Source organism: Actinomyces sp. oral taxon 448 str. F0400 (assembly GCF_000220835.1).
GTDB lineage: Bacteria > Actinomycetota > Actinomycetes > Actinomycetales > Actinomycetaceae > Actinomyces.
This window is the reverse complement of sequence record NZ_GL985606.1, coordinates 2,627,385-2,643,336: the sequence shown is the minus strand read 5'-3', so window position 1 is coordinate 2,643,336 and position 15,952 is coordinate 2,627,385. Positions and strand designations below refer to the sequence as shown.

Genomic DNA, 15,952 nt, shown 5'->3' with positions numbered 1-15,952 from the left:
GGCATCACATGACCGCACCAACTCTCGTGGTCGCCGGGGTCCTGGGGGCCGGACAGCCCCCCGCGCCCTCCGTCGCCCCCGCCACCGGTCCGGCGGCCCTGGCCTGGCTGCTCATCGCCGTGCCCGCCGTCGGCGCCGCCGTCCTCCTGGTGGCCGGACGCGCCAGCGACCGCTGGGGTCACTGGCTGGGCCTGCTGACCAGCCTGGTCAGCGCCTGCCTGGGCCTGGGGATCCTCGCCCAGGTCCTGGGCCTGAGCGCCGACGAGCGCACCATGGACGTGCGCCTGTGGCACTGGTTCGGCGCGGGCCCCCTCAACGTCACCGTCGGGCTGCGCATCGATCCGCTGTCGCTGACCTTCGTGGCCCTGGTGACCTTCGTCGGCTTCCTCATCCACCTGTACTCGGTGGCCTACATGGCCCACGACCGGGACCGCCGGCGCTTCTTCGCCTACCTCAACCTGTTCATCGCCGCCATGCTCACCCTCGTTCTGGGCGACTCCTACATCGTTCTGTTCGTCGGCTGGGAGGGCGTGGGGCTGGCCTCCTACCTGCTCATCGGCTTCTGGAATACCGCCGACGCCGATGCCCCGGCCGCCGAGCGGGACGCGAGCCGGGAGAACGCGACGGCCGCCAAGAAGGCCTTCATCATGAACCGCGTCGGTGACGTCGGCCTGCTGCTGGCCATGATGGCGATGGTCTCCCGGGTCGGCTCGGTGGCCTTCATCTCCGTGCTGCCGGCCGCCTCCGACGGGGCGCTGAGCACGGGATGGCTGACCGCCATCGGCTTCTTCCTGCTGCTGGCCGCCTGCGGCAAATCCGCCCAGTTCCCGCTCCAGGCCTGGCTGGGCGACGCCATGGCCGGCCCGACACCGGTGTCCGCCCTCATCCACGCGGCCACCATGGTCACCGCCGGCGTCTACCTCATGGTCCGCTCCGGCGCGATCTTCCAGGGCGCCCCCGACGCCCAGCTGGCCGTCGCCGTCGTCGGAGCGATCACCCTCGTGCTGGGGGCGATCATCGGGTCCGCCAAGGACGATATGAAGAAGGTGCTGGCCGCTTCCACCATGAGCCAGATCGGCTACATGATGCTCGGTGCGGGCCTGGGGCCCATCGGCTACGCCGTCGCGATCTTCCATCTGCTGACCCACGGGTTCTTCAAGGCCCAGCTCTTCCTCGGCGCGGGGAGCGTCATGCACGCCATGGGCGACCAGGTCGACATGCGCCGCTTCGGCGGCCTGGCCGGGATCATGCGGATCACGTGGGTGACCATGGGCGTCGGCTGGCTCGCCATCCTGGGAATCCCGCCCTTCTCCGGCTTCTGGTCCAAGGACGGGATCATCGAGGCCGCCTTCGTCGGCGACGGCGCGCGCCCCTGGGTCCTGGGCACCGTGGCGCTCCTGGGCGCGGGCCTGACCTCCTTCTACATGTCCCGCCTGTTCTTCATGATCTTCCACGGCTCGCGCCGCTGGACCACCGAGAAGGACCTGGAGGGCGCCGTCCACCCCCACGAGTCCGGCTGGCTCATGACCCTCCCGCTCGTCGTCCTGTCGATCTTCTCGATCGGCCTGGGCGGGGCGCTGTCCGTCGACGACGCCTTCGTCACCTGGCTCGAGCCGGTCACCGGCCGCGTCGAGCACGGCGAGCCCGTGCTGCCGGCCACGACCATCATGGGCGCCACGCTCGTGCTCGTCCTCCTCGGCGTCGGCGTCGCGTGGTTCATGTACGCCCGCCGCGCCGTGCCCACCGTCGTCCAGCCGGCGAACGCTCTGGTCGAGGCCGCTCGCCGCGACATGTACCAGGACGCCGTCAACGAGGCGGCCGCCATGCGCCCCTCCCAGGGGCTCGTCGTCGCCGCCACCGCCTCGGACCGCTACGTCGTCGACGGCGCCGTCGAGGGGCTCGCCAGGAGCGCCGCCGGCGCCGGGCGGCTCGTGCGACTCACCGAGTCCGGCTACGTGCGCTCCTACGCAGGCTACATGCTGGGCGGAACGGTGCTCGCCCTCATCGCCGTCCTGGCCAGCAGGTTCTGAGAGGACACGACCACATGCAGTCCATCACCGCATCCATTCCCGCGACGGCCCCTGTGCTGACCATCATGGTGCTCGTCCCGCTCGTCGGGGCGCTCCTCCTGTGGCTCCTCCCCTTCACCTGGCGCGCGGCCCGCGCCGTCGGCCTCGTCTTCTCCTTGGGCGCGCTCGGCGTTGGCATCTGGGCGCTGGTCGCCTTCGACGCCGGTAAGGCCGGCACCGTCCAGCTCGCCGAGACGCACGCGTGGATCCCCTTCCTGGGCGTCTCCTGGGCCCTGGGCGTCAATGCTCTCGGTCTGGCCATGCTTCTTCTGTCGGCCCTCCTGGTGCCCGTCGTCCTGCTCGCCAGCTGGGGCGAGGTCCCCGCCGACCGGCAGGGCTCGTTCACGGCGCTGGTGCTGGTCCTGGAGGCCTTCATCGTCGTCATCTTCAGTGCGCGCGACGTCTTCCTCTTCTACGTCTGCTTCGAGGCCATGCTCGTGCCGGTGTATTTCCTCGTCGGCCGCTTCGGCGGACCGGACCGTCAGCGCGCCGCCCTGAAGTTCCTCCTGTACTCGCTGGCCGGCGGGCTCGTCATGCTCATCGGCGTCGTCGCCCTGTACGTCTACGGCCCGCACCAGGGCGATGAGTTCCTCGTCGAGTCCCTCGTGGGGAGCCTGGCGGCCCCGCAGACGACGATCCGTTGGATCTTCGTGTCCTTCATGGTCGCCTTCGCGGTCAAGGCCCCGCTGGTGCCGCTGCACACGTGGCTGCCCGACACGGCCGAGCAGGCCACCGCGGGCACCTCCGTGCTGCTCATCGGGGTCCTGGACAAGATCGGCACCTACGGCATGATCACTCTGGTCCTGCCGCTGTTCCCCGAGGCGTCGAGGTGGGCGGCCCCGGTGGTCCTCGTGCTGGCCGTCATCGGGATCATCTACGGAGGTCTGGCCGCCGTCGGCCAGGACAATCTCTACCGCCTGATCTCCTACACCTCGATCAGCCACTTCGGCTTCATGGTGCTGGGGATCTTCATCGGCAGCCCGATCGCCGCCAGCGGCGCCATGGTCTACATGGTCGCTCACGGCCTGTCCATCGCCGGCCTCTACCTCGCCACCGGTTTCCTGGCCCGGCGCACCGGCACGGTCGTCATCAGCGAGCTGGGCGGTATGGGCCGCGTCCTGCCCCTGGTCGCCGGGACCTTCCTGTTCTCCGGCCTGGCCTCCATCGCCCTGCCGGGCCTGAGCGGCTTCGTGCCGGAGTGGATGGTCCTGACCGGAACGTTCTCGCGATCGATGGCGCTCGGAGTCGTCGCCGTCCTCGGAGTCATCATCGCCGCGGTCTACGTGCTCCTGCCCTATCAGCGCGTCTTCACCGGAGCGCCGGCCGCCCGCCGCGCCAGCGACGCGGACCTGGACGGGCGCGAGCGGCTCGTCCTGGCGCCCGTCATCGTGGCGATGCTCGCCCTCGGCCTGGTCCCGGGCGTGTTCACCGACGCCCTCGACGGCGTTGCCGAGCAGATCTCGACCACCATGAGCGACGACGTCGCCCCCGCGGCCGCGTCGCCCGCCGTGCCGGCGCCCGCCACCCCCACCGCCACGGAAGGGATCAGCAAGTGAGCTTCACCGCCCCGACCATCGAATGGGCCGGACTCACCCCGGTTCTCATCATCCTGGGAGCCGGCGTGCTCGGCGTCCTCGTCGAGGCCTTCGCGCCCCGCGCCGCGCGCCCGGGCGTGCAGAGCTGCCTGGCCGTGCTCGCCGTCCTCGGCTCCGGGGTCGCCGTGACCACTCGCTGGACGCAGGTGTGGGCGCAGGCCGCCGGCTCGCAGACCGGCGTCGCCGAGCCGCAGGCTGTGGGCCGCGTGCTCGTCACCGGTTTCAACGAGGACCCCTTCAGCGTGTCCGCCCAGGGCATCATGCTGGTCATCGGCCTGCTGTCCGTACTCGTCATGGCCGACCGGACCACCGCGGGCGACGGCTCCTTCGCCGCCCAGGCCGCTGACCGGCCCGGCAGTGCGGAGGAGAGCGAGTCCTTGCTCCACGGGTGGACCACCACTGAGGTCTTCCCGCTCATGCTGTTCTCCCTGGCCGGCATGATGCTCTTCCCGATGGCCGCCGGCTTCATCTCACTGTTCGTCGTGCTCGAGCTGGTCTCGCTGCCGCTGTACATCATGGCCGCCACCGCCCGCCACCGCCGCCTGCTGAGCCAGGAGGCGGCGCTGAAGTACTTCGTGCTGGGCGCCTTCTCCTCCGCCTTCCTCCTGCTGGGCTCGGCCTTCCTATACGGGGTGTCCGGCTCGGTGTCCTACTCGGAGGTCGCCACCTCCCTGGCCGCGGGCGGAGTGCTCGACATGGATTGGCTCGGCCTGGCCGGCGTGGCCCTGGTGACGGTGGGTCTCCTGTTCAAAACCGCCGCCGCCCCCTTCCACGCCTGGAGCCCGGACGTCTACCAGGGCGCGCCGACCCCGGTCACCGGCTTCATGGCCGCCGGCGTCAAGGCCACCGCCTTCCTGGCCCTTGTGCGCTTCTACTACATCGTCGGCGGCTCCTACGGATGGGATATGGCGCCGTTCCTGTGGACGGTCGCCATCGTGACCATGGTGGTGGGCACCGTCGTCGGCGTCGTCCAGACCGACGTCAAGCGCATGCTCGCCTACTCGGCGATCGCCCATGCCGGCTACATGCTCATCGGCATCATCGCTCTGAGCCGGGTGGGGATCAGCGCCCTGCTCCTGTACGCCCTGGCCTACGGCGCGGCCACCGTGGGCGCGTTCGGCGTCGTCGCCCTCGTGCGCACCGGCCACAACGGCGCCGCCGGCGCCGAGGCCAACGACCTGACGGCCTTCACGGGTCTGGGCAGGCGCAACCCGTGGCTCGCCGGCGCCATGACGGTGTTCCTGCTGTCCTTCGCCGGGGTCCCGCTGACGGCGGGCTTCATTGCCAAGTTCGACCTGTTCGCCGCCGGCATCAACGGCGGGGCCGCCTGGCTGGTCATCGTCGCCGTCGTCTCCTCGGCCATCACGGCCTTCTTCTACATGCGCCTGGTCGTCCTCATGTTCTTCCGGGAACCGCAGGACGACGGAGTCGTCGTGGTGGAGTCGATGGGCCCGTCGGCGGTGGCCATCGGTCTGGCGATCATCGTCACCGCGGCTCTCGGCGTGGTGCCGCAGCCGGTGGCCGAGCTCCTGGGCCGCGCCGCTATGCTCCTGTCGTGATCGGATCGCTGCCTTTGAACGCCCCGCAGCTCGAGGGCCGCCTCTCCCCGGCTCTCGACGCGGTCGAGGCCCGGCTCCTCGAGGTCGTCAGCAACGCCGATGAGACCATCAACCCGCCCACCTCCCACCTGGCCGAGGCCGGAGGCAAACGGCTGCGACCGGTCCTCACGCTCCTGACCGCCCAGCTCGGCGATCCCGTGCTGGCGACCGGGGAGCAGGTGCGCGACGCCGGGGTCGCCGTCGAGCTGACCCACATCGCCACGCTTTACCACGACGACGTCATGGACGAGGCCCCCCTGCGTCGGGGCGCCCCCAGCGCCCAGACCGTGTGGGGCAACTCGGCGGCGATCCTCACCGGCGACGTGCTGGTGGCCCGCGCCTCGCAGCTGGTCGCGGCGCTCGGCCCGCGGGCCGTCCAGGCGCACGCCAAGACCTTCGAGCGGCTGTGCATGGGGCAGCTCCACGAGACCCTGCAGCGGCCGGCGTGCACCGACCCCGTCGACCACTACATTCAGATCCTGGCGGACAAGACCGGCTCCCTCATCGCCGTCTCCGCCCGTTACGGCGCCATGCTGACCCGGGCCGGCGAGCGCACCGAGCGCATCGTGGAGGAGTTCGGTGAGAAGATCGGCGTGGCCTTCCAACTGGCCGACGACGTCCTCGACCTCACGTCCGACTCGGAGACGACCGGCAAGACTCCGGGGACGGATCTGCGCGAGGGCGTGGACACGATGCCGGTGCTGCTGCTGCGCAAGGCTCTGGCGGCCGGCGAACTGGACGCCGCCGGACAGGCGATCCTCTCCCGGCTGTCGACCGAGAACCTGGCCGATGACGCGGCCCTGGCCGACGTCGTGGCCCGGCTGCGCCGGCATCCGGTCCTGGCCCGCACCCGCGAGATGGCCATGACGTGGGCCCGGCAGGCCGTCGGCGTGCTCGCGGGCCTGGAGGACGCCGTCGTCGCCGGGACGCGCGAGCGCCTGGAGGATGCGGGCGCCAGCGCCTCCGAGCGGGAGACGACGCTGGCCGAGGCCCGCGGACGGGTAGGACTCGTGCGCGCCGGCATGGAGGAGTTCGCGAGGCTGCTCGTGGACCGGGCGGCCTGAGCCCCCGCCCCGCCCCCTCCCGCGCCGCGAACGCTGATTCGACTGTGTGTCCGACGCCATGAGAATGAGGGGCGCGCGGCCCATAAACTGGTCTGCGGGCCGTCGTCGGCGTCGTTCGCGTCCCGTCGGCCCCGACCCAACCCGCCGCTTACAGAAACGAAAGACGCAGTGAACGCACGTCCTCTCAGTGTCGCCGTCATCGGAGCCGGTCCCGCAGGCATCTACGCCTCGGACATCCTCTCGAAGTCCGGCCTGGAGGTCTGTATCGACTTGTTCGAGCGGTTGCCCGCGCCCTACGGACTCGTGCGCTACGGGGTCGCCCCCGACCACCCCCGCATCAAGCAGATCATCGTCGCCCTGTACAAGATCCTTCAGCGCGGCGACATCCGTCTGATCGGCAACGTCGAGATCGGCCGCGACATCACCGTCGCCGAGCTGCACGAGCACTACGACGCCCTCATCTTCGCCACCGGCGCCGACACCGACGCCCCCCTGGACATTCCCGGCGTCGACGCCCCCGAGTGCTACGGCGGAGCCGACTTCGTCTCCTGGTACGACGGCCACCCCGATCACCCGCGCACCTGGCGGCTGAACGCCAAGGAGGTCGCGGTCATCGGCGTCGGCAACGTCGGCTTGGACATCTCCCGGGTGCTGGCCAAGCACGCCGAGGATCTCATGGTCACCGAGATCCCCTCCAACGTCGCCGCCATTCTCGGGGAATCCCCGGTCACCGACGTCCACATCTTCGGCCGCCGCGGTCCCGCCCAGGTCAAGTTCACCCCTCTGGAGCTGCGCGAGCTCGGCAAGCAGCCGGACGTCGACGTCACGGTCGATGAGGAGGACTTCGAGTACGACGAGGGCTCGCGGGCGGCCCTGGCCGCCTCCAACCAGCAGCGCCAGGTCGTCAAGGCTCTCGAGGGCTACGCCATGCAGGAGTCCGAGGACCTCACCGCATCCCACACCATTCACATCCATCTCTTCTGGTCGCCGGTCGAGGTGCTCACCGACGACGGCGGGCATGTGCGCGGCTTGCGCACCGAGCGCACCAGGCTCAACGGCGACGGCTCCGTCTCCGGTACAGGCGAGTTCAAGGACTGGCCCGTTCAGGCCGTCTACCGGGCCGTTGGCTACGCCGGCAGCCCCATCGCCGGCCTGCCCTTCGATGAGCGCCGGCACGTCATCCCCAACGAGGGTGGCCGGGTTCTGGGTGAGGACGGCGAGCCGATCACCGGCGTCTACGCCACCGGTTGGATCCGACGCGGCCCGGTCGGGCTCATCGGCTCGACCAAATCCGACGCTCAGGAGACCGTCTCCAACCTCGTGGCCGACGCCGGGGCCGGTCTGCTTCACGCCACCGCCGACGATGACGCCCAGGTCGGTCACGACGCCGCCCTCGCCCTGCTGGATTCACGCCGGGTCCCCTACACGACCTGGGAGGGCTGGGAGCTGCTCGACGCCTACGAGCGCGAGCTCGGCGCGGACTTCGGCGAGGTCGAGGGGGATCGCGGTCCGCGTGAGCGCGTCAAAGTCGTCGCCCGCGACGCCATGACGGCGATCTCGCGCGGCACCGACATCCCCGAAGATCTCATCGGGCAGCCCGAGGCCGACCGCGTCCCGCAGCGTCTCGTCGGCCGGTCCGAGGGCTGAGCGGTCGCGAGCCGAGCCGGTGCCCCGCCGACCGACCGCTGGCGAGCGGCATCGGCGGGGCGCGCCGGCGCCCGGCGGCGCTTCGAAGGCCCTATGGTGGGCGGGGTATGAGCCCGCGGACGTCGGCGCGCCGCCCGCGGGGAAGAAGCGAAAGGGAGAATCATGAGAGTCGGCGTTCCCGCAGAGATCAAGGACAATGAGTTCCGCGTCGCCATCACTCCGGCCGGCGCTCACGCGCTCACCCGCCGCGGGCACGCCGTGACCGTCCAGGCGGGGGCCGGTGAGGGGGCGGCGATCCCCGACGAGGAGTACGTGGCCGCCGGCGCCGCCATCACCGATGATGTCCCCGCGCTATGGGCCGATTCCGAGATGATCCTCAAGGTCAAGGAGCCGGTCGAGGGCGAGTACCCCCTCCTGCGCCCGGACCTCATCCTGTTCACCTACCTCCACCTGGCGGCGGACCGGCCTCTGACCGATGAGCTCCTCTCCCGTCGGGTCACCTCCATCGCCTATGAGACGGTGGCGACCGATACCGGCGCCCTGCCCCTGCTGGCGCCCATGTCCGAGATCGCCGGACGTCTGGCCGCCCAGGTCGGTGCGGACGCCCTGCTGCGTCCCCATGGCGGGGCCGGGGTCCTGCTGGGCGGGGCCGCCGGGGTCAGGCGCGGCGACGTCGTCGTCCTGGGCGGCGGCACCGCGGGCATGGGCGCCGCGCGGGTCGCGGCGGGCATGGGCGCGGACGTCACCGTCTTCGACGTCGACCCCGCCCGCATGCGACGAATCGAGGAGACGACCCGGGGCGCGGTCCGCACCCGCTTCTCCACCGAGCTCGACGTCGCCCGCGCCTGCGCCGGCGCGGACCTGGTCATCGGCGCGGCCCTCGTGCCGGGGACCCGCACCCCGCGTCTGGTCACCCGCCGCACGGTCGAATCCATGCGGCCGGGCAGCGTGCTGGTCGACGTCGCCATCGACCAGGGCGGCTGCTTCGAGGACTCCCGGCCCACCACCCATTCCGCGCCGACCTTCGAGGTCGACGGGAGGCTCTTCTACTGCGTGGCCAACATGCCCGGCGCCGTGCCGCACACCTCCACCTACGCCCTGACCAACGCGACGCTGCCCTACGTCTCCGCCCTGGCCGACGCCGGGTGGCACGGCGCCTGCCGGGCGCGCCGCGACCTCGCACGCGGTTTGAGCACCCACGCCGGCTTCCTGTACGCCGCCGGCGTGGGCGAGTCTCTGGGGCTGCCCATCGCCGACATCACCGCGCTGGTGGACTGAACGGCGCTTCGGGCCCGCCGCCGCGCCGGGTGACAAGACGCCACGGCGGCGGCCATCCGCGCCCGTTCGCATGCAGGCGAGCGACGGCCGCCCCGGTCGCCGCACAGCGCCCGCCCATAGACTGAGCGGCATGATCGGCACCAATCACCACAACGGCCTCAAGACCGCTATTCTCATGGGCGGCATGTGGGGTCTGCTCCTCCTGTTCGGATGGCTGCTCGCCCGGGGCACGGGCTCGGCGGTCTGGCTGTTCATCATGCCGCTGATCGGCATCGCCCAGACCGCCTACACCTACTGGAACTCCGACAAGCTGGCCGTGCGCTCCATGGGCGCGATCAACGTCACCGAGGCCCAGCAGCCGCAGATGCACCGCATCGTGCGCGAATTGTCGGCTGCGGCCGGTCAACCCATGCCGCGCCTGTACGTCGCACCGACCATGAGTCCCAACGCCTTCGCCACGGGCCGCGACCCCCACCACGCCGCGGTGTGCGCCACCCAGGGCATCCTCCAGCTCCTCGACGAGCGCGAGCTGCGCGGAGTCCTGGGGCACGAGTTGTCCCACGTGTACAACCGCGACATCCTCACCGGCTCGGTCGCCGCGGGCATCGCCGGGATCATCTCCTCCCTGGCCACGATAATCCTGTGGTTCGGCGGCGGCGGGCGGGACCGGCGCGAGGGCAATGGCATCGCCCTGCTGCTCCTGGCGATCCTGGCACCGCTGGCCGCCAGCCTCACCCAGTTCGCCATCTCACGCACTCGTGAGTACGACGCCGACCACGACGGCGCCGTCCTGGCCAATGACCCGTTGGCTCTGGCCAGTGCGCTGCACAAGCTGGAGACCGGGGTGGCGCGCGCGCCGATGGCCCAGGACCCGCGCGTCGAACCGGTGTCCGCCATGATGATCGCCAACCCCTTCGGGAGGGTGCGCAACCTGTTCGGCACGCATCCGCCCATGGACCAGCGCATCAGGCGCCTGGAGCAGATGGCCGGCTACTGACCGGCGCCGTCGGCACCGGGCCGACGGACGCGCGACGGGCCGGTGCCCGCTCTCGCCCGGTACCGGCCGGGTACCGGGCGAGAGCGGCCCTTACTCGGGGTTCTTGGCGGCCAGGATGAGGGCGACCTCGTCGTCGGTGAGCTGGTAGTCGAGGTAGGTGGAGTAGAAGTCCTTGACCTTGTCCTCGATGGCGAGCTCCGCGAACAGGTCGGGGTGGAGGAGGTTGGCGGCCCATTGGACCTGGAGCAGCTCCTCGACGCCGTAGCGGTCCCAGCCGAAGACCCCCTTGGGATTGACATGGACCTGCCCGTCCTGGACCGCTTTGACGCCGGCCCAGGTCGGGTCGGACAGGATCTTCTCGTCCTCGCCCAGCGTGCCGGTGATGATGACGTCCGGATTCCAGGCGATGATCTGCTCCATGTCGAATGCTGTGTCGGCGCCGTGGGTCTCCTGGGTGACGGCGTTCTTCCCGCCGGCTGCGTTGATCCAGGTGTCGATGATGGTGCCGGTGCCATCGAGCTTGAGCTGGTAGACGCTGGGGCCGTGTATGACGGTGGGCCGCTGGTCGTCGGTGAGCGCGTCCGTCTTCTCCGTGACCGCGGCGACGACCCGGTCGAGTTCGGCATTGTACGTCTCGGCGATCCCCGGGGCGTCCCCGCCGTAGACCCGGGCGGTCAGGGTGATCGACTGCTTCATCTCCTCATAGGTGTGGAAGAGGCAATTGACCAGCGGGATGCCGACCTCCCCGGCCTTGCCGCGCAGGTCGTCGGAGGAGTCGAAGATGACCTGCGGGTTCAAGTTGGAGACGTCCTCGAAGTTGAAGTCGTCGCCGAAGGACACCGTCGCATTGGACATGGCTGGGCACACCCTGTACATCCAGGGGAACCGATCGGGGCCGCAGTGCGTGGCGACGAGACCCTCGGCCTTGGTGAGCATGATCGTCACCTCGTTGTGCGCGTACCAGCCGTCGGCGTACTGGGTGATGCTCGTGGGGACCTCGACCTGCGTGCCGCCCATATCGGTGACGGTCTGGGTGTCCGATCCCGTCGCGTCATCCGACGACGACGTGGAACGGCAGGCCGCCAGCGAGGTCAGGCCGGCGGCGCTGCCGATGCCGAGGCCGGTGAGTCTGAGCAGGTCGCGGCGGGAGGGGGATGGACGACTGGATGCGGACATGGGGCCTCCGATGCGACAGTGCGGATTGAGCGGCTGGTTCTGGTTCGTTGAACGGGTCGCCGTGACTCTAGGGCTGCTTCGGGGCGCGGTCTCGACATGCGATTCAGGTCGCACGAAAAGAGTGCGCGGCGTCACGACCCCGAGGCGTTCAGCGAGACGCTCAGAACGCTTCGATCGAGGGGACGCAGGTGCGCGTCGGGCGGCCGTCGTCATCGAGGGTGTCGATCACTCTCACGCGCGTGCCGTAGGCCTCCTGCAGGTTCGCCTCGGAGAGCACCTCGTTCACCGGCCCGCTCAGGATGCGTCTCTCGCGCGTGATGAGCAGGGCGCGGGAGGCGATCATGAAGGCGTGGTCCGGGTTGTGGGAGGTCATGATCACGCCGTGCGACTCGTCGGCGAGGTCGCGCACCGTGGACAGCACCGTCGCCTGGTTGCGCAGGTCCAGGGCCGCGGCCGGCTCGTCCATGACGAGGATCGTGCCGTCCTGGACCAGGGCGCGCGCGATGAGAGTCATCTGCTGCTCGCCGCCGGAGAGCTCGTTGAAGGAGCGCTCGGCCAGGTGGGCGATGCCCAGCCGCTCCAGCGCCGCGCTCGCGCGTTCGCGCTCCTCGGCCGGGGGCGAGCTGAACAGGCCCAGGCGCGAAGCGCAGCCGGTCAGGGCGACGTCGAGCACCGTGAAGGCGAAGGGAGGTTCGTGCAACTGGGGGACGTAGGCGATGGCGCGGGCCATCTCGCGGCGAGACAGGTTCGGGCCCGGCTCGCCCCCGATCTCGATGGTGCCGCGGACCGCCGCCAGATGGCCGAGCAGGGTGCGGAAGAGTGTCGTCTTGCCCACCCCGTTGGGACCCAGGAGGCAGAGCACCTCGCCGCAGCGCACGTCGAGGCCGATGTCCGTCAGAACCGGATCGCCGTGGTATCCGCATGCCAGGCCGCGCGCTCTGATCGTCGCCGGCGCGGAGTCGTCGGGTCGGGGGCTCATCAGCGGCCTCCTCGCCGGCTGCGCAGCAGGATGATGAAGAACAGCGGCGCGCCGATGACGCTGGTGAGAATGCCCAGCGGGACCTCGGAGGCCATGACCGTGCGGCAGGCTGTGTCGACCAGGATGAGGAAGGCGCCGCCCAGGAGGACCGACATCGGGACGACGATCCGGTTGTCGGGGCCGGCGATGAAGCGCACGAGGTGGGGCATGATGAGACCGACCCAGCCGATGACCCCGCAGATGGCCACGCTGGAGGCGGTGAGCAGGGTGGCGCATGCGATGCAGATCAGGCGCAGCGCGGTGACGTTCACCCCCAGCGACTCGGCCTCCTCCTCCCCGAAGGCGAGGGTGTTGAGCCGCCAGCGCAGCGCCACGATGGGAATGATGCCCACGGTGAAGGGGACGGCGTACAGCGCCAGGTCGGCCCAGGTCACCTTGGCGATCGATCCCATGAGCCAGTAGGTGATCTCCGGGAGCTTCGAGTCGGGGTCGGCGGTGTACTTGACGGCCGAGACGAAGGCCTGGAAGAGGGCGGAGACGATCATGCCGCACAGGACCAGCAGCAGGATCTGGTCGGTCCCGCGACCGATTCGGCGCGCCGAGGCGTAGGTCAGCAGCACCGCGATGATCCCACCGGCGAAGGCCGCGGCCTGCACTCCCGGGCGGCTCGCCGAGACGAGCAGGGCCAGCACCGCCCCGAAGGAAGCCCCCGCGCTCGCCCCGAGGATGTCGGGGGAGACCATCGGGTTGCGGAACAGCCCCTGGTAGGCGGTGCCCGAGACGGCGAGCGCGGCGCCGATCGCGGCGGCCGCGACGACCCGGGGCAGACGCACGTTCATGACGATCGTCTTGCTCGTCAGAGCGATGTGGCCGTTGCCGGTCACGGCGTGGTTCAGCACGCCGATCACCTCGCCGGGCCGGAGCATAGCCCGGCCTATCGCCAGCCCGGCGATCACGGCGGCGGCCAGGACGAGGATACCGAACAGCAGGAGCAGGGCGTGGAACGATCGGCGGCGGACTGGGAGCGAAGGACGATTGGCCATGGCTGGTCCTGATGTCGCGGTGTCGATGAGGAGGTCCGAGAGGATCGATGGTGAAGGCGCTGAGGGAGACGAGGCTACCGCTGCGGGGGTGCCGTCGGCCTCACGGTATTGCGAGTGGGCGAAACTCCGGGTCGGGCGACGAGCGGCGACGGCTTCGGACGGCGTGTGACTAGGGCCCTACGGGCGGGATTGGCGCGGTCCATCGTCTGCTTGCTATTCTTCCACGGCACCGCGTAGCGTCTTCCCGCAGGGCGAACGCGGGGCACGGCGGGTTGCCCGAGCGGCCAATGGGAGCTGACTGTAAATCAGCCGCGGAATGCTACGGGGGTTCGAATCCCTCACCCGCCACCATGGTCGTCCTGCTCCGGCAGGGGCCAGAGCCGTCCTACGGGACGGTCCCGCAGTGAGCGAGGCCACGAGGAGCGGAGGTTGCAGCAGCGATTCCCGCCCGCTTAGGGTTCCGCTCGGTGCCCCGATAGCTCAGTCGGCAGAGCGTCTCCATGGTAAGGAGAAGGTCAAGGGTTCGATTCCCTTTCGGGGCTCTGACGCATGCGGGGCCACGTGGCCCCCGTGTGTTGGTACGGCGAGGTAGCTCAGCTGGTTAGAGCGCACGACTCATAATCGTGAGGTCGAGGGTTCGAGTCCCTCCCCCGCTACGCAAGGTTCGAGCAAGGCGCCCACCGGCTCGAGGATCAATCAGAGGAGAGCCACGTGGCTAGCAAAACCGGCGACGTTCGCCCCAAGATCACTCTGGCCTGCTCGGAGTGCAAGGAGCGCAACTACATCACCAAGAAGAACCGTCGCAACACCCCGGACCGCCTGACGATTCGGAAGTTCTGCTCGCGCTGCGGTCGTCACACCGAGCACCGCGAGACTCGCTGAAGCCCGTTCCCGCCGCAACCGGTACGACCAGCTCGTGAGTACCCTCGGCCTCGTCGATAAGCAGTCGGCGGGGCCGTCTCATGCTCTCGAACAGGTGCTGGAGGCCGTTCTCGCCGCATCCGCCGCCGTCCCGGGCGGCGCGTCGGCAGCCGCCCGCCGGGGGAGTCGGGCGATTCTGCCGGCCGTCGTCTCCCTGCGCGAGCTGCAGCGGACGCCGCAGCTCGGGCACTGGCACGGTCTGCTTCACCGGCGCTGCCGCCTCGCACCCGCACGGGCTGGCTTCGACGAGCCCCGCGCGGAGGCGGACGAACGCGCCGGATGGCGGCTCGTGCGCGCCCGCGTCCGGGTGGGGGCGGATGACGCCGGCTCCGCCTGGCCCCGCGGCGCCGACGTCGTCCACGACCTGACCCGGCGCCTGGGAGAAGCTCACCGGGCCGACGCGCACGCATCGGTCCGGCCGACCGGTCGACGCGTCCGGCCGGCGACGCCGCGCCCACCCGCAGCTGGCTCCCTGACGCGGGGATCGGCGCAGGGGCGCCCGCGGGCGCGGTCGACCCGGACCGGCCGCACGGTGCTCGTGCGCGCCTGTGACATCGCCGCATGGGCCGACGCCGGCGGCGACTCCAACCGCGTGCATCTCGTCCCCGGCGCCGCCCGCGATGCGGGACTGCGGGCCGGACCGGACGATGTCGTCGCGCACGGCCTTCTCCTGGCCGCCGTGAGCCTCGCCCTGGTTCCGCCGACCGGGGACGCCATCGACCTGCGCATGCCCGCCCCCCTGCTCGTACCGGCGCGCATCGGCCCGCCCGGCGAGGGCCCGCCCGCCGGCGACCGGGCGGCGGCGCTGCTCGCAGTCTCAGACGGCGGCGACCTCATCGCGGGGGGCCGCCGAGTGCTGCGACGCGGATGGGCGCCCGCGGGCGCCGAGGAGGACGAGCTCGGCCTGCGTCTCGACGTTCCGGAGATGGGGCCCGGCGGGCTTTCCTCGCGGCGTCGACGTCGGTGACCGCCCGTCTCAACCACCAGCTCGAGACGGGCGCCGTCTGACCGGACCGGTCCGCCCGCGCTCCTCCCGGTCCGCGGCCCCTCGCGGCGCACGAGCGGCCGATTCTCGGGCCGGGGCGGGCAGCAGAGACGCCAGCTCGTCCCATGCGGCATCGAGCGGAGCGAGCAGGGGCGCCCCGGCCCCGGCGTCGGACGCGCCCACCCCGCCCGGCTCGGGGCGGGCCCAGCGGCCGTCCGCCGTCGGCGAGAGCCGCACCCACCGCAGGGCCGTGGACTCGCCGTCCGTCGGGGCCAGCGCGTCCCATCTCCCGTCGGACGGGGCCTGCGCCGTGAAGGTCGTGTACGACCAGTCGGGGTGGGTCCGAGTGCACCCGGGTCCCAGGGACAGCATCCGGGCGGGCAGGCCGGTCTCCTCCTCGCACTCGCGCAGCGCCCCTTGGGCCGGACTCTCCCCATCGCTCACCGCCCCGCCGGGCAGGCCCCAGGTCCCGCCCTGATGAGTCCACTCGGCGCGCAGTTGCAGCAGCACCTCGAGGCCCGGCCCGCCCCGCCGCGCGCGCCGCCACACGAGCAGACCGGCCGCGCCGTTGAGACCCCAGTGCCGCTGACCGCATCCGCA

At 71.0% G+C, this 15,952-nt stretch carries 13 protein-coding genes and 3 tRNA genes; 12 read left to right on the top strand and 4 right to left on the bottom strand.

Features of this window, described 5'->3' with window-relative positions:
- The first annotated feature begins 8 nt into the window (after positions 1-8).
- The 7 genes from nuoL to htpX all read left to right on the top strand — a co-directional run bounded on the left by nuoL (position 9) and on the right by htpX (position 10,248).
- Positions 9-2,030 carry an NADH-quinone oxidoreductase subunit L gene (gene nuoL, locus HMPREF9062_RS11155; protein WP_009750251.1) on the top strand — a complete coding sequence of 674 codons (2,022 nt, stop codon included), beginning with the start codon at positions 9-11 and terminating at the stop codon, positions 2,028-2,030.
- A 14-nt stretch (positions 2,031-2,044) separates the two neighbouring features.
- Positions 2,045-3,625 carry an NADH-quinone oxidoreductase subunit M gene (locus HMPREF9062_RS11150; RefSeq protein ID WP_009750250.1) on the top strand — a complete coding sequence of 527 codons (1,581 nt, stop codon included), beginning with the start codon at positions 2,045-2,047 and terminating at the stop codon, positions 3,623-3,625.
- Entirely contained in the window at positions 3,622-5,223 is a 1,602-nt protein-coding gene (nuoN, locus tag HMPREF9062_RS11145) for an NADH-quinone oxidoreductase subunit NuoN (protein WP_009750249.1), read from the top strand. Before HMPREF9062_RS11150 ends, nuoN begins: the two co-directional genes overlap by 4 nt.
- Positions 5,220-6,326 (top strand): polyprenyl synthetase family protein, encoded by a 1,107-nt coding sequence (locus tag HMPREF9062_RS11140; RefSeq protein WP_009750248.1) that lies wholly within the window; start codon positions 5,220-5,222, stop codon positions 6,324-6,326. Before nuoN ends, HMPREF9062_RS11140 begins: the two co-directional genes overlap by 4 nt.
- A 168-nt stretch (positions 6,327-6,494) precedes the next feature.
- Complete coding sequence (locus tag HMPREF9062_RS11135) at positions 6,495-7,973, top strand: FAD-dependent oxidoreductase (RefSeq protein WP_009750247.1); 1,479 nt, start codon at positions 6,495-6,497, stop codon at positions 7,971-7,973.
- Positions 7,974-8,135: 162 nt separating this feature from the next.
- A complete protein-coding gene (ald, locus tag HMPREF9062_RS11130; protein ID WP_009750246.1) occupies positions 8,136-9,251 on the top strand; it encodes an alanine dehydrogenase in 1,116 nt (371 codons plus the stop codon).
- A gap of 130 nt (positions 9,252-9,381) precedes the next feature.
- Positions 9,382-10,248 (top strand): zinc metalloprotease HtpX, encoded by an 867-nt coding sequence (gene htpX, locus HMPREF9062_RS11125; RefSeq protein WP_009750245.1) that lies wholly within the window; start codon positions 9,382-9,384, stop codon positions 10,246-10,248.
- Positions 10,249-10,338: 90 nt separating this feature from the next.
- Here htpX and HMPREF9062_RS11120 read toward each other — a convergent pair whose 3' ends face one another.
- From HMPREF9062_RS11120 to HMPREF9062_RS11110, 3 genes are all read right to left on the bottom strand, one after another.
- Positions 10,339-11,424: an ABC transporter substrate-binding protein gene (locus HMPREF9062_RS11120; protein ID WP_009750244.1), complete on the bottom strand. Its 1,086-nt coding sequence runs from the start codon at positions 11,422-11,424 to the stop codon at positions 10,339-10,341.
- 160 nt (positions 11,425-11,584) lie between these two features.
- Positions 11,585-12,403, bottom strand: coding sequence for an ABC transporter ATP-binding protein (locus tag HMPREF9062_RS11115; RefSeq protein ID WP_009750243.1), 819 nt, complete (start codon positions 12,401-12,403; stop codon positions 11,585-11,587).
- On the bottom strand, positions 12,403-13,446 hold the full coding sequence (locus HMPREF9062_RS11110; RefSeq protein ID WP_009750242.1) for a FecCD family ABC transporter permease: 1,044 nt from the start codon (positions 13,444-13,446) through the stop codon (positions 12,403-12,405). The genes HMPREF9062_RS11115 and HMPREF9062_RS11110 overlap by 1 nt, the downstream gene beginning before the upstream one ends.
- 266 nt (positions 13,447-13,712) lie before the next feature.
- Between HMPREF9062_RS11110 and HMPREF9062_RS11105 the strand changes: the two genes are divergently transcribed.
- The 5 genes from HMPREF9062_RS11105 (at position 13,713) to HMPREF9062_RS11085 (ending at position 15,334) form a co-directional block, all read left to right on the top strand.
- A tRNA-Tyr gene (locus HMPREF9062_RS11105) sits at positions 13,713-13,797 on the top strand.
- Positions 13,798-13,915: 118 nt separating this feature from the next.
- Positions 13,916-13,988: transfer RNA gene (locus HMPREF9062_RS11100), tRNA-Thr, on the top strand.
- Positions 13,989-14,028: 40 nt separating this feature from the next.
- Positions 14,029-14,102, top strand: a tRNA-Met gene (locus HMPREF9062_RS11095).
- A 55-nt stretch (positions 14,103-14,157) separates the two neighbouring features.
- Positions 14,158-14,328: a 50S ribosomal protein L33 gene (gene rpmG / locus HMPREF9062_RS11090; RefSeq protein WP_009750241.1), complete on the top strand. Its 171-nt coding sequence runs from the start codon at positions 14,158-14,160 to the stop codon at positions 14,326-14,328.
- A gap of 34 nt (positions 14,329-14,362) precedes the next feature.
- Positions 14,363-15,334 (top strand): hypothetical protein, encoded by a 972-nt coding sequence (locus HMPREF9062_RS11085; protein ID WP_050795286.1) that lies wholly within the window; start codon positions 14,363-14,365, stop codon positions 15,332-15,334.
- A 9-nt stretch (positions 15,335-15,343) separates the two neighbouring features.
- On the opposite strand, the gene HMPREF9062_RS12235 is transcribed toward HMPREF9062_RS11085, so the two are convergent.
- Positions 15,344-15,901, bottom strand: coding sequence for an NUDIX domain-containing protein (locus HMPREF9062_RS12235; protein ID WP_441293816.1), 558 nt, complete (start codon positions 15,899-15,901; stop codon positions 15,344-15,346).
- Positions 15,902-15,952: the final 51 nt, after the last annotated feature.

Bases quoted from the DNA above. Each gene is read 5' to 3' on its own strand.
- nuoL (WP_009750251.1), top strand. From the start codon at position 9: ATGACCGCACCAACTCTCGTGGTCGCCGGGGTCCTGGGGGCCGGACAG.
- HMPREF9062_RS11150 (WP_009750250.1), top strand. From the start codon at position 2,045: ATGCAGTCCATCACCGCATCCATTCCCGCGACGGCCCCTGTGCTGACC.
- ald (WP_009750246.1), top strand. From the start codon at position 8,136: ATGAGAGTCGGCGTTCCCGCAGAGATCAAGGACAATGAGTTCCGCGTC.
- htpX (WP_009750245.1), top strand. From the start codon at position 9,382: ATGATCGGCACCAATCACCACAACGGCCTCAAGACCGCTATTCTCATG.
- HMPREF9062_RS11120 (WP_009750244.1), bottom strand. From the start codon at position 11,424: ATGTCCGCATCCAGTCGTCCATCCCCCTCCCGCCGCGACCTGCTCAGA.
- HMPREF9062_RS11115 (WP_009750243.1), bottom strand. From the start codon at position 12,403: ATGAGCCCCCGACCCGACGACTCCGCGCCGGCGACGATCAGAGCGCGC.
- HMPREF9062_RS11110 (WP_009750242.1), bottom strand. From the start codon at position 13,446: ATGGCCAATCGTCCTTCGCTCCCAGTCCGCCGCCGATCGTTCCACGCC.